This window comes from Spirosoma luteolum, assembly GCF_054778875.1.
This window is the reverse complement of record NZ_BAAGZE010000006.1, coordinates 337,095-349,676: the sequence shown is the minus strand read 5'-3', so window position 1 is coordinate 349,676 and position 12,582 is coordinate 337,095. Positions and strand designations below refer to the sequence as shown.

The following is a 12,582-nucleotide window of genomic DNA, read 5'->3' as shown; positions in this document are numbered from 1 at the left end:
AACGAGTCAGGCAGGGTTGCCCGATGGCCCCGGACCTTCGTAGTCGGGTGATATGGGCGAGCGCCTGAATTCGGTTGGGGTGACGCCCACGTACTTTTTAAAGAACTGACTAAAATTGGGCTGGTCGGCAAAGCCGATGATCTGACTGATGGCCTGCAGGGGCCAGTCGGTCTGAATCAGCAGCGCTTTACTTTCCTCCACCAGCCGCTGTTTGATCAGCGTGCTGATGGGTTGCCCCGTGTGTTTTTTTACCAGGCCATTGAGGTAGTTCGGGTTCAGGTTGAGTCGCTCGGCATAAGCACGGGCCGACCGTATACGGATCGGGTTGTCCAGATTAGCCAGATTGGTTTCCTGTTCGAGGAGTTCGAAAAAGGCATGCACGTGGTGATAGTCGCCGGTAACTTCGCCCACGGGAACGTAGTCGGTGCCTTTCAGACTCTCAACCAGAAGGAGCTGTACATAAGCCTGCATGGCTTCTTCGGCCAGCGGGCCACCGGTGGCGGCTTCGGCTTTCATCTGGGTCAGCAGCCGATGAATCATTCGGGCCGACTCGGCCGACAGGCGCAAAATCTTTTTCTCGCTGAAGAATCGATACCGGTCGATAACCAGTTTAAGTGACGGGTGCTGGTCGAGGTACCGCTTCTTGAACATGCAGAAAATACCTCTGCCCACCTGGGGCGAGGCATTTCGCCAGCAGACGATTTCATTCGGGTGCAGAAACAGAATGGTCTGTTCGTCGATAAAGTAATTCGCTTTGCCCAGGGTTTTCAGACCCGTGCCGCTGGTCATAAACATGATTTTGTAGAAATCACGGCGGTCGGGCGTCAGGTAATTGTCGCAGCCGGTTTTCTCCCGATCGACCACTTTGATATTCCAGTCTTCGTAATAAAGCCGGCTAACCGGTGTGGTGCCGGGCGGCAAGACAGATGGCATATCGTACACCATCGTGATGGGCTGCGCTTCGCTGGTTCGACGTGGTCCGGCATTCCGTGGTCCGGCATCCCGTGGTCCGGCATCCCGGCTGCGGTGTGTTTTCATAAACCCTGAAACCAATAGCTGATTGACAAAAGTACGGCTTAACCCATTGGGCGATGCATGACCGGTACAAAAAGCTGGTCGTCAGCATAAAACGATTTTGCTCGGGTGATCGGGGAGGAGATCGGATCAAAAAAAACGTACGTGCGGGGTGTGCGATTTTCATAAAAAAAGCGCTGATTTTGCTATAAACGATCCCCGTTTGTTCCGGTAGGTTTGCAGGCGTATCGGCGGTTTGCCAGCAACGTGACCGGCGACCGTTGGTATGGCTAAAAAAGCATCGAAAAGCCTGGCCAGATACTGCCTTTTGGGGTGTCTGTTTTTTGGGAACAACGCAATCGATTATGGCTCAGCAGAAAACAACAGGAAACACAGGGGCAGCGACCCGGGGGGCAGCCTCCAGCTTTACCGGTACCGTTTGGGTAACCACGCTGGTGGGGCCCTAACCCCGAAACCGACTGCATCGTAAGCAGCGTGGCCTTCGATCCCGGGGCCCGCACGTTCTGGCACAGCCATCCCAACGGCCAGCTGCTCGTCGTGACGAAAGGTATCGGCTACTATCAGGAAGCCGGCCAGCCCGCGCGCATCATCCGGGAAGGCGACTCCGTAACCATTCCACCCCAGGTTACCCACTGGCACGGGGCAGGCCCCACTGGCGCGTTTATCCACCTGGCCATCAACCCGAATGTCAGTAAGGGGGGCGCCGTGAACTGGCTGGAGGCCGTAACGGAGGCCGAGTACAACGGTGCTCACGACTAGTCTGACTGGCCTGCCTAGGAAAAAATCAGCTGGATTTCTTGGTTCACTCCTGCTCATTCTTGCTATGACCAACCCGATCCGTTCGGTGCCGACCGGCACCGAAAACGATGGCCCCCGTACAACCGGTTCGGCTGATACCCTGCTGCCCGAATATACTCCATCCGCATCAGGGTAGGCGATCAAACGTTTTCGGGCGCGCTGTTGACTACCACGGCCGCAGCGGCTTTCTACGCGCGGTTGCCAATGACCCTTACACTGAACGAACTAAATGGCAACGAGAAGTATGGGCAACTGTCGGCTGGTTTGCCCGTCAGCGCCCATACCCCCGGCACCATTCAGGCGGGCGATCTGATGCTCTATGGGGCAACTACGCTGGTGCTTTTTTACAAAACGTTTCCAACAACCTACAGTTATACCAGCCTGGGACGTATCGCGAAGAGCACCGCACTGGCGGCTGCCCTGGGTAGGGGCAGCGTAACAGTCACTTTTGAGCCTGACTGAGCCGGCTATCCGGTACACTGGACGACATATTTTGCAGGGTTACTAAACAGACTCGTATGATTGAGCATCAACACACTAGCGACGATCCGGGTGATGCCGACTCGTCCCGACGGAATTTTCTCAAGCAGTCGTCGGTGCTGGCCGCACTGGCGCTGACACCCGCTGCCGCCAGCGCGGCTGTCGACAATGGGCTGGATGAAAAGCTGGCTACCGCTTTTGAGCAGATGCCCCTGCGGCTGACCATCAACGGCACCGCACAACAACTCAGCATCGAACCCCGCGTGACGCTGCTCGATCTGCTGCGCGAACAGCTGCACCTGACCGGCACCAAGAAAGGCTGCGACCACGGCCAGTGTGGTGCCTGTACGGTGCACGTCGACGGGCAGCGCGTAAACGCCTGTCTGACGCTGGCGATGACCACCGAAGGCAGCCAGGTCACGACTATCGAAGGGCTGTCCAGTGGCGATCAGCTGCATCCCATGCAGGAAGCATTCATCAAACACGATGGCTTTCAGTGTGGATACTGCACCCCCGGCCAGATTATGTCGGCGGTGGCCTGTATTCGGGAGGGCCACGCCAGCAGCCCCGACGAAGTGCGGGAATACATGAGTGGCAACATCTGCCGGTGCGGGGCCTACGCCAACATTGTGGCCGCTATTATGGACGTAAAACAGGGAGGGCGCAAAGTATGAATCCGTTTCAGTTTACCCGGGCTACCAGCCCGAAGGGCGCGGTGGCGACCGTGGCCAAAGAAGCCGGCACGTACTTTCTGGCGGGGGGTACCAACCTCATCGACCTGATGAAGCGCCAGGTGGTGATTCCCGAGCGGCTGGTCGATATCAACCGCCTGCCGCTGGCCACCATCGAGAAAACCGCCGGCGGGCTGCGCCTGGGCGCGCTGGCCAAAAATTCAGCCGTGGCCGAGCATCCGCTCGTGAAAAAACACGCACCCCTGCTGGCCATGGCGCTCAACGCGGGCGCGTCGGCGCAGCTGCGCAACATGGCCACGGTAGGCGGCAACATGATGCAGCGCACCCGCTGTGCTTATTTCTATGATCCGTCGATGCCCTGCAACAAGCGCGGCCCCGTGCAGGCGGGACCAGACAAAGGCCAGGCCAACGGCCCGACGGGCTGTGGCGCGATTGGGGGTGCCAACCGGATGCACGCCATTTTCGGCACCGAAGCCGCCGGCAGCAGCAAGGCCAGTCAGTGTATCGCCGTTCACCCCAGCGATATGTGCATCGCGCTGGCTGCGCTGGATGCCACCGTCAACGTGACCGGCCCCAAAGGCGACCGGTCCATTCCGTTCCGCGATTTTCACCGCCTGCCCGGCGATGCGCCCCAGCGCGATAACACGCTGCTGCCCGGCGAGCTGATACTGTCGGTCGACCTGCCCGACAACCCGTTTGCCGAGCATTCGCACTACCTGAAAGTGCGCGACCGGGCATCCTACGCCTTTGCGCTGGTGTCGGTGGGGGTAGCGGTCGATCTGAGCGGGAAGCGGGGGGGCGAACGGACCATCCAGGATATCCGGCTGGCCATGGGGGGCGTAGCGCATAAACCCTGGCGACTGACCGAAGCCGAACGGTACCTGAAAGGCAAGCCCGCCACGGAAGCCCATTTCCGGCAGGCCGCCCAGCTGGCCATGGCCGGCGCCAAAGGCTACGGCGAAAATGACTTTAAACTGACGCTGGCCCCCAATACCCTGATCGACGCCCTGAAAACCGCTACTAACATCGCCTGATTATGCGCAACGAAACGAAAAATCCGCCGATCGACCGCGTCGACGGGCGACTGAAAGTAACGGGCGGGGCGCAGTACTTCGCCGATTTCGAACTGCCCCGGATGGCTTACTGCGTGATCGTCGGCAGTGCGATTGCCCGCGGCAGCATCACCAGCCTCGATACCAAACGGGCGCTGGCCGCTCCGGGTGTGCTGGGCGTTTTTACGCACCAGAACATGCCCCCCATTCCGGGCTGGGATGCGCCCGTGGGCGGACAGGCCGACGGCCCGGCGCCTAAACCCAAGACCGAAGAAACCTACCGTATTCTGAGCAGCCCCAAAATCCTGTTCGACGGGCAGCCCGTAGCCATGGTGGTTGCCGATACATTCGAGCGGGCTACCTACGCGGCTTCGCTGGTGAAGGTGGCCTACCAGAAACAGGCGGCCCGCACAAAGCTAGAAAAGCACCTGGGCGAGGGAGTAGCCCCCGGCCGGCCCGGTCAGGGCGATTACCTGCGCGGTAAAGCCGATGCGTACCAGTCGGCCCCGGTGACGCTGGAGGCCAACTACACCATACCCATCGAAGTGCACAACCCGATGGAGCTGCACGGCATTCTGGCCCACTGGACGGGCCCCGACAGGCTAATGCTCTATGCCAAAACGCAGGGTGTCAACGCTACCCAGGAGGCCATGGCACAGGCGTTCAAAATCGACCCCAAAAACGTGCACGTGCATACGGAGTTTATGGGGGGCGGCTTCGGGATGGGGCTTCGTACCTGGCCTCAGGAAACGGCTGTGGTGGCCATTGCCCGCAAGCTGGGCCGGCCGCTCAAGCTGGTGGTGACCCGGGCGCAGATGTTTACGCTGGTGGGCCACCGCCCCTACACGGTGCAGACCATCAATATGGGCGCCGACACCAACGGGAAACTCATCGGACTGGCGCACGCAGCCACCGCCGAAACGGCGAGCTACGAGGACTTTACGGAGGCTACCGTCAACATGACCAAGTTTCTCTACGAATGCCCCAACGTCAGCACGCGCTACCGCCTGGTGCGGCTCGACCGGAGCGTGCCCATCTGGATGCGCGGCCCGGGCGAAGCAACGGGTGCGTTTGCGCTGGAATCGGCCATGGATGAAATGGCCTACAAGCTCAACCTCGACCCCATCGAGTTTCGCCTGCGCAACTATACCGAAACAGACCCCGAGCACAACCGCCCGTACTCCAGCAAACACCTGCGCGAAGCGTACCAGCGGGGCGCGGAAGCGATTGGCTGGACCAACCGCAAAAACGAACCGAAAAGCCTGCGGGAGGGCGAGTGGCTCGTGGGCTACGGCATGAGCACCGGTACGTTCAACGCGTTTCGCTGGGATGCCACGGCCCGCGTACAGCTCCGCGCCGATGGCTCCCTTACGGTGCAGAGTGCCGTAACCGATATCGGGCCGGGTACCGGCACCGCCCTGACCATGATTGCCCACAATGTGCTGGGGATTCCGTTCGACCGCATCAAGGTCGAATACGGCGATACATCGCTGCCCAAAGCGCCCACGCAGGGCGGGTCGGCCATTGTGTCGGCGGTGGGTTCGGCGGTGCACGATGTCTGCACCCAGATCCGGGCGCAGCTGACCCAACTGGCCACCCGGCAGGGCGGGGCATTGGCGGGCCGGCAGGCCGACGAGCTGACGCTGGCCGACGGGGCACTGCTGGTAGAAAAAGAGCCGCGCCGGACGGTAAGCCTGACCGACCTGATGCGGGCCGCCAACCTCACCGAGATCACGAAAAGCGGTGCCTCGAAGGGGGGACCCGAGCAGGGCAACTACTCGATGTATTCGTTCTCGGTGCACTTCGTGCAGGTGCGGGTGAATCCGCTGACCGGCGTAGTGCGGGTCACGAAAGCCGTCAGCGTGGCTGATTCGGGCCGCATCGTCAGTCCTAAAACGGCCGCCAGTCAAATGATTGGTGGGGTAGCGGGTGGTATCGGCATGGCACTCACCGAGGAGGGGATGATCGATCACCGCTTTGGTCGGTTTGTCAACAACAACCTGGGCGATTACCACGTGGCGGTGCATGCCGATGTACCGGCCATCGAAACCATCATGATCGATAAACCTGACCCGATCATCAACCCGATGGGGGCCAAGGGCATGGGCGAGATTGCCCTGATCGGGTTTGCCGGTGCCGTGGCCAATGCCGTATTCAACGCCAGCGGCCAGCGCATCCGCGACCTGCCCATTACGCCCGATAAGGTTATGCAGAAGCTGGTGTAACCGGCTGATAACCATCGTGACGGGGCCGGGCGCAAAACACCCGGCCCTTTTTTAGTCAGCACAGCGCGCACCCGGGTGGGCCGGGCGCCACTGCTTCAACCCCATTTATCTGATATGCCTGAACGTTCGACCGATGTATTTGCCCGGCTGCGAGCCGGTATGCCGCTCCGAAAAGATGACCCGGACTATGCCCGGTTCGGCGAAGCCGTTGCCCGCACCATCCGACTGTGCGTAGAAATGAACGCCACCGTCACCGATGTCGATCAGGTTCGTAGCCGGTTAAGTGATATCATTGGTACCCAGATTGATCAGTCTACCACGATTTTTCCGCCGTTTCATACCAATTTCGGCCGGTTCATCAGTCTGGGTAAAAATGTGTTTATAAACCACGTCTGCTCCTTTCTGGACATTGGCGGCATCACCATTGAAGACGATGTGCAGATTGGTCCCCGGGTCAATCTGACCACTGAAAACCATCCACTCGATCCCGCCGACCGGAAAACGCTGCTGGTGGCGCCCATCGTGGTGAAACGCAACGCCTGGATTGGGGCGGGCGCCACCATCCTGCCCGGCGTGACGATCGGTGAAAACGCCGTTGTGGCGGCCGGGGCCGTGGTTAGTCGCGACGTGCCGCCCAATACGGTAGTAGCCGGGGTGCCGGCCCGGCCGGTAAAAAGCCTGTAGGCGTAGTGATCAGCCGCTACGCTTCTTCGACCCGCATCGAACTAAGCACCATACGCACGTCGGCAAACGTGATGGGGTCGCCCAGCGCCCTGACCACGTCGGTCAGCACGCTGTCGGGATGGTCGGTCAGGTAGGATCGGATGGCGTTCAGCTTGCTGTCCGACAGTACATCGTCGACTGACAGTTCGCCGGCGGCAATGAGTTTAGCCAAGTGGCCTTCGATGGTCGACTGGGCCATGCCCCGTGCCTGTGCAATCTCGGCCGCGGTGTTGCCTTCCCGAAACTGCGCCAGCGTGGTCGCCAGCGAATCGCCTTTAGCGGCTTTGGGTTTCGACTCCCGGGCGGGTTTGCGCTGGCCGAATTCCTGAATGATGCGCAGCACATCGGCCCCAATCTGCCGGGCTCTGGTTTTACCAAAGCCTTTGATGGCCAGCAGCTCATCCATGGTGGTGGGGCGGGTGCGCGCCAGCTCGGTAACGGTTTTGCCGGGCAGGACCATAAAGCCCGTGGTGTTGTGTTGTCCCGCCAGGTCGTTGCGCCAGCTGATGAGCGCGCCGTAGAGGTCGTCGCGGCTGCCGCCCCCGCCATTGCCGGCAGGCTCGTGCTGTTTGCGGAGGGGCACAAAGTCGAGTTCGGCGTGGTTGCGGGCCTGCAGATAGCCCAGTGCCTCAAAGCCCTGTTGCACCCGCCGGAAGCTTTGCTGTTTGCTCACCAGGGCTTTCTCCAGCTCATCCATCGCGTCGAGCAGCAGTTCCCGCACCTGTTTGTTGTCGGTATCGGTGGGGCATCGGTAGAAGAGCGGCAGGGCTTCGCTGCCGAGCAGGCTGTCGAAATACGCGCCGGCTTTGGCCACGCGTTCCTGCAGGGCCGGGTGAGTTTCGGGTAGGGTATCGGCGGCAAAGTAGGTAGGCAGCTGCTGGGCAAACCGACGGGCCACATCGCGGGCTTTCTCGGTCAGCAGTTCGGTGAGTTCGGTGAGCAGCGGCAGCAGTTCGTCGGGTAGTGAACCGGCGTGTTCGCCCGCTACCCGGCGGCAGCGGTACAGCTGCGCATGGATGCCCTCGAACGAAACCAGTTCGTAGAGCAGCTGCTCCTGGTTCAGGCGTTTGGCGTCGTGCAGCTGCTGTTCGGTGGGGGTCTGCTGCTGCACCTGCTCGTGGAAATCCTCGAGCATCTGCTCGGTTTTGATACTCGACGAGGGAATGGGCGCGCGCAGCACCAGCCCGTCCAGCGTTTTGCAGCGGCTCAGCGCCACGTAGACCTGGCCGTGGGCAAAGGCCGCCGAGGCATCGATAATGGCTTTCTCGAACGTCAGGCCCTGACTTTTGTGGATGGTAATGGCCCAGGCCAGCCGCAGCGGATACTGCGTGAAGGTGCCGATGATATCGGTCCGGATTTCGTTGGTCTGGGCGTCGAGCGTGTAGCGGATATTCTCCCAGATGGCCGGCCCCACGGCCAGTTCCGTGTCGTCGTCGAGGCTGCGCACGTAGATCAGCTCGTCGTCGATGGCGGTGATGCGGCCAATTTTACCGTTGTAATACAGCTTGTCGCGCGAGAGGTCGTTCTTGATAAACATGACCTGCGCGCCTACTTTCAGCTCCAGCACCTCGTCGGTAGGAAAGGTGTGCGCCGGAAAATCGTTTTCGACCGTAGCCGTAAACCGGCGGGGTTTGCCTTTCAGCGCGGCCAGTTTCTGGGTATTGATCTGCTGGGCGTTCTGGTTGTGGGTTGAGAGGGTGATGTACCCTTCGGCATCGTCGGGGTCGAAGTTGGGTCGGTAGCGCTCGTTAAGGTCGGCCAGCTGGGCCGGGGTGATGCGCTTTTCGCGAATGCTGTTGAGCAGGGCAATGAACCGCTCGTCGGACTGCCGGTAGATGTGGGTCAGTTCGATGGCTACGTAGGGTGTTTCGCGCAGGGCCCGGCTCCCGAAGAAATAGCCCGTATCGTAGTGGGGGCGCAGCAGCTGCCAGTCTTCATCGCGGATCACGGGCGGCAGCTGCTGCATGTCGCCAATGAGCAGGAGCTGCACCCCGCCGAAGGGTTCGTCGCGGTTGCGGTACCGGCGCAGCACGGCGTCTATACCATCGAGCACGTCGGCCCGCACCATACTGATCTCGTCGATCACCAGCAGATCGAGGGTACGCAGCAGCCTGATTTTATCGCGGTTGAATTTGCGGGCGTCGCGTTGTACGGCTCCCGGCACCAGTGGTCCGAACGGCAGCTGAAACAGCGAGTGAATGGTGACGCCCCCGGCGTTGATGGCGGCTACGCCCGTGGGCGCTACGACCACCAGCCGTTTAGCCGCCAGCTGCCGGATCTGGCGCAGAAACGTGGTTTTGCCGGTGCCGGCCTTGCCGGTCAGAAACACGTTGCGGTTGGTATGAAGAACGAAATTGTGGGCTAGTTCGAGGGTTTCGTTGACGGGGGCTGCCATGAAGCGGTGGGCGTTAGCGAGCCTTAAAGATACGGCTTTTCGGGCGTTTTTCGGGCCGCCGGACTACTCGCGGCCGAAGGCAATGAGCAGGGCGCCGGCTCCCATCAGCCCCACGCCCACCAGCACTGGCCAGGTCAGTTTCTCGCGCAGAAAAAGGCCTGCCAGCAGCACGGCAAAAACAAGCGAGAGGTTGGTCATGGGCGATACCTGCGAGGCATTGCCCAGCTTGAGCGCCCGAAACGACAGCAGCGACGACACGCAGGTAAGCACCCCCGCCCCGATCAGAAACAGCCAGCTGCGCCGGTCCACGCGGCTCAGCTCGTTCAGGTTGCCCTGCACCAGCACCGTGGTCCACGACACGATCAGGATCAGGACCGACTGAATGGCAAAGGCCAGGCTCGAATCGACCTGTTTGATGCCAATTTTGGAGAGGGTAACAACGGTAGCCGCGGTGAGGGCGGCACCCAGCGAAAAAAGAATCCACATAAGCAGGCAGCGGCAGAACGGATGAATGCCTTACTAACGCGCCCGGCGGCAAAAGCATTAAAAAAAGTATTACGGGGGAAGTCCGTTCGATACATTTGCGCCCCGGCAAACTCAGAGCGGTCTGTTTGGGTTACTTGTATTCGGCCGGTGCGCTCCGTGGGCAATGCGCCCGGTTTGTCTGGCAACCGATGTTAAACACACAGAACACATGAATATTGGCGATAAAGTGCGGCTGTTGCGAGCCAAAGAACAGGGCGTGGTATCCCGGTTTCTGCCCAACGGCATGATTGAAATTGAAATCGAGGATGGCTTTCGGATTGAAGTGATGCGGTCGGACCTGGTAACGGTCTCGCCCCTCGAAGCCGAGAAACTGCTGCGGCCAACAACGTTTGCGCCCCAGAAACAGGCCCCTCCAACGGCAGCCGCATCGGCCATTGTGGCCAACCAGGGTATCTATCTGGCGTTTATGCCGGTCAACGATCGGGAGTACGCGCTGCACCTGATCAACAATACCGACTGGGAGTTTCCCTACACGCTGGGCGAAGAGTCGGCCGCGCCCACGGGCGGGGTGCAGTTTCGGGGCCTGCAGGCGGGCGTGCTGAAGCCGAAGTCAAGCCAGAAATTCAACGACCACTACACCCACGCGACGTTCGAAAACTGGCCCACCTTTGTGGTGCAGGGGCTCTGGTTCCGGGCGGGCAAGTCGTCGCTGCGGCCACCGTTTCTGAAGCGATTCAAAGCCCGGGCGGCCAGCTTCTTCAAGCAGAAAGCCACCGCACCGGTGCTCAACCAGCCCGGTTACGTTACGCAGCTCGATGCCGACGCCAACCCCGCCGATCAAACCCCAGCCGCGACGGCGTCGAACCGTCCCAAGCCCATGACCATCCGGCCCGACGAGCTGAAGGCTGAGATGCTGAAACCGAAAAACGATCCCGACACCGTATCGATCGAACGCCCCACCTCGGTTGTCGACCTGCACATCGAAGCGCTGCTGCCCAAAGGGGCCGGTAACCGCTCGGCGGCCGATCTGCTCAAACTGCAGCTCGATACCTTCGACAAAGCCCTCGAAAACGCCATTGCCAGCAGTATGAGCGATATTACGTTTATTCACGGGGTCGGGTCGGGGGCTCTGCGCACCGAGCTGCATAAACGACTCGGTCAGCACAGCCACGTTCGGTTTTTTGAAGATGCCCAGAAACAGAAGTTTGGCTATGGGGCCACGAAGGTCACGCTCCGGTAAGGTCGTCCCGGCCGGTGGCAGCCGCTGGGTCGGATGGCTGCTGCTGATGGGACTACTGACCGGCTGTCAGTCCGGCATCCGGCTCGACCCCACCGCCCCGAAAGAAGCGTATAAATTCACCGAAATGGAAGTTCGCAGCGAACGCTTTCTGTCTACCGTCCACGTACCCGTCAGCATTGGCCTGGCCGATGTCGAGCGGCAGCTCAACGCCCAGGTAAACGGGCTGATCTACGAAGACAATAGCCCCGACGACAACAACGGCGATAAATTGCTGACCAAGGTCTGGAAGCGGGCCCCCATCCTGGTTGCGGCCGACGACAGTTTGTTTCGGTTTACGGTGCCGCTGCGGATCTGGGTGCGGGCCGGGGTGTCGGTGCTGGGCTTTACGCAGTACAAGGAAACCGAGTTCGAGCTCGACCTGCGCTTTAACAGCAAATTCGAGCTGGGTACCGACTGGACGGTACAGACCCAGACCCAGGCCGATGGCTACAGCTGGGTACGCCAGCCCACGGTGCGGTTTATCGGGCTCAATATTCCAATTACGGGCCTCGTCAGCCGCACCATCGATAAAAACCTGAGCAGCATCAGCACGGCCATCGACCAGCAGGTGCGCAAGAACGTCGATCTGAAAACGCCGGTGCTGCGGGCCTGGAATCTGCTGCGGGAGCCGTACCTGATTTCGGAAGCCTACCGCACCTACCTGCAGGTGGTTCCGAAACGGGTGCTGATTACTCCGCTGCGGTTCGATGGGCGCGTGATCCGGTCGACAATCGGGATCGAAGCCTTTACGCTGACCAGCACCGGCGCGCGCCCCGAGGTGCGGCCGGCCGTGACCCTGCCCGACCTGACGGTGGTGCCGCAGGTGCCCGACGACTTCCGGATTGGGTTGCTGAGCGAAATAAGCTACGAAGAAGCGGCCCGGCTGGCGTCGGAAAATTTTGTGGGTAAAACGTTTCCGATCTCGGGCGGTTACAGCGTTACGCTCACCGATATCGACCTGTACGGCCAGAACGATAACCTGATTGTGAAAGCGGGCCTGTCGGGCACCATCAACGGCCATATCTACCTGAAAGGGCGGCCTGCCTACGACCCCCAGACACAGACCATCTCGCTTAAAGACCTGACCTACGACCTCGACACGCGCAACATTCTGCAGCGGTCGGCCAGCTGGCTGCTGCAGGGGGCTTTTGCCAAAACGCTCCAGAAACAGCTGACGATTCCCGTTGGCTCGCAACTGGCCGACGTACAGCAACAACTGCAGGCGCGACTCCGTAACAACCAGCTGGCCAAAGGGGTAACGGTCAACGGCACCATCGACCGGATTCAGCCCGACCAGGTCTATCTGACGCCGGGTTCTATGCTGGCCGTCGTCAACGCTACCGGCCGCGTCAACGTGCGGGTTGAGGGGCTGGAGTAGGCGAGGGGTACGGTTTGTGGTTTTCAGTTTGTGGTTTGT

11 protein-coding genes are annotated in these 12,582 nt (G+C 60.6%); 8 read left to right on the top strand and 3 right to left on the bottom strand.

Annotation, left to right across the window (positions count from 1 at the left end):
- Positions 1-6 precede the first annotated feature (6 nt).
- Entirely contained in the window at positions 7-1,038 is a 1,032-nt protein-coding gene (locus ACYVAC_RS12065; protein WP_461097937.1) for an AraC family transcriptional regulator, read from the bottom strand.
- A gap of 471 nt (positions 1,039-1,509) precedes the next feature.
- Between ACYVAC_RS12065 and ACYVAC_RS12060 the strand changes: the two genes are divergently transcribed.
- From ACYVAC_RS12060 to ACYVAC_RS12035, 6 genes are all read left to right on the top strand, one after another.
- Positions 1,510-1,794 (top strand): cupin domain-containing protein, encoded by a 285-nt coding sequence (locus tag ACYVAC_RS12060; RefSeq protein WP_461097936.1) that lies wholly within the window; start codon positions 1,510-1,512, stop codon positions 1,792-1,794.
- 201 nt (positions 1,795-1,995) lie between these two features.
- A complete protein-coding gene (locus ACYVAC_RS12055; RefSeq protein ID WP_461097935.1) occupies positions 1,996-2,295 on the top strand; it encodes a cyclophilin-like fold protein in 300 nt (99 codons plus the stop codon).
- Positions 2,296-2,351: 56 nt separating this feature from the next.
- Positions 2,352-2,987, top strand: coding sequence for a (2Fe-2S)-binding protein (locus ACYVAC_RS12050; RefSeq protein ID WP_461097934.1), 636 nt, complete (start codon positions 2,352-2,354; stop codon positions 2,985-2,987).
- Positions 2,984-4,039 carry an FAD binding domain-containing protein gene (locus tag ACYVAC_RS12045; protein ID WP_461097933.1) on the top strand — a complete coding sequence of 352 codons (1,056 nt, stop codon included), beginning with the start codon at positions 2,984-2,986 and terminating at the stop codon, positions 4,037-4,039. The genes ACYVAC_RS12050 and ACYVAC_RS12045 overlap by 4 nt, the downstream gene beginning before the upstream one ends.
- 2 nt (positions 4,040-4,041) lie before the next feature.
- A complete protein-coding gene (locus ACYVAC_RS12040; RefSeq protein WP_461097932.1) occupies positions 4,042-6,282 on the top strand; it encodes a xanthine dehydrogenase family protein molybdopterin-binding subunit in 2,241 nt (746 codons plus the stop codon).
- Between the two features lie 114 nt (positions 6,283-6,396).
- Positions 6,397-6,966 carry a DapH/DapD/GlmU-related protein gene (locus ACYVAC_RS12035; protein WP_461097931.1) on the top strand — a complete coding sequence of 190 codons (570 nt, stop codon included), beginning with the start codon at positions 6,397-6,399 and terminating at the stop codon, positions 6,964-6,966.
- A 16-nt stretch (positions 6,967-6,982) separates the two neighbouring features.
- On the opposite strand, the gene ACYVAC_RS12030 is transcribed toward ACYVAC_RS12035, so the two are convergent.
- Together ACYVAC_RS12030 and ACYVAC_RS12025 are read right to left on the bottom strand one after the other, a co-directional pair.
- Positions 6,983-9,400 carry a helix-turn-helix domain-containing protein gene (locus ACYVAC_RS12030; protein ID WP_461097930.1) on the bottom strand — a complete coding sequence of 806 codons (2,418 nt, stop codon included), beginning with the start codon at positions 9,398-9,400 and terminating at the stop codon, positions 6,983-6,985.
- Between the two features lie 63 nt (positions 9,401-9,463).
- Positions 9,464-9,886 (bottom strand): EamA family transporter, encoded by a 423-nt coding sequence (locus ACYVAC_RS12025; protein ID WP_461097929.1) that lies wholly within the window; start codon positions 9,884-9,886, stop codon positions 9,464-9,466.
- Positions 9,887-10,094: 208 nt separating this feature from the next.
- On the opposite strand from ACYVAC_RS12025, the gene ACYVAC_RS12020 reads away from it, so the two are divergent.
- Together ACYVAC_RS12020 and ACYVAC_RS12015 are read left to right on the top strand one after the other, a co-directional pair.
- Complete coding sequence (locus tag ACYVAC_RS12020; protein ID WP_461097928.1) at positions 10,095-11,126, top strand: Smr/MutS family protein; 1,032 nt, start codon at positions 10,095-10,097, stop codon at positions 11,124-11,126.
- A gap of 46 nt (positions 11,127-11,172) precedes the next feature.
- Positions 11,173-12,543 (top strand): DUF4403 family protein, encoded by a 1,371-nt coding sequence (locus ACYVAC_RS12015; RefSeq protein ID WP_461097927.1) that lies wholly within the window; start codon positions 11,173-11,175, stop codon positions 12,541-12,543.
- Positions 12,544-12,582 lie beyond the last annotated feature (39 nt).

Excerpts from the sequence above, each read along its gene's own strand:
- ACYVAC_RS12020 (WP_461097928.1), top strand. The coding sequence starts at position 10,095 with ATGAATATTGGCGATAAAGTGCGGCTGTTGCGAGCCAAAGAACAGGGC.
- ACYVAC_RS12030 (WP_461097930.1), bottom strand. The coding sequence starts at position 9,400 with ATGGCAGCCCCCGTCAACGAAACCCTCGAACTAGCCCACAATTTCGTT.
- ACYVAC_RS12040 (WP_461097932.1), top strand. The coding sequence starts at position 4,042 with ATGCGCAACGAAACGAAAAATCCGCCGATCGACCGCGTCGACGGGCGA.
- ACYVAC_RS12025 (WP_461097929.1), bottom strand. The coding sequence starts at position 9,886 with ATGTGGATTCTTTTTTCGCTGGGTGCCGCCCTCACCGCGGCTACCGTT.
- ACYVAC_RS12050 (WP_461097934.1), top strand. The coding sequence starts at position 2,352 with ATGATTGAGCATCAACACACTAGCGACGATCCGGGTGATGCCGACTCG.
- ACYVAC_RS12035 (WP_461097931.1), top strand. The coding sequence starts at position 6,397 with ATGCCTGAACGTTCGACCGATGTATTTGCCCGGCTGCGAGCCGGTATG.
- ACYVAC_RS12045 (WP_461097933.1), top strand. The coding sequence starts at position 2,984 with ATGAATCCGTTTCAGTTTACCCGGGCTACCAGCCCGAAGGGCGCGGTG.
- ACYVAC_RS12015 (WP_461097927.1), top strand. The coding sequence starts at position 11,173 with ATGGGACTACTGACCGGCTGTCAGTCCGGCATCCGGCTCGACCCCACC.
- ACYVAC_RS12065 (WP_461097937.1), bottom strand. The coding sequence starts at position 1,038 with ATGAAAACACACCGCAGCCGGGATGCCGGACCACGGGATGCCGGACCA.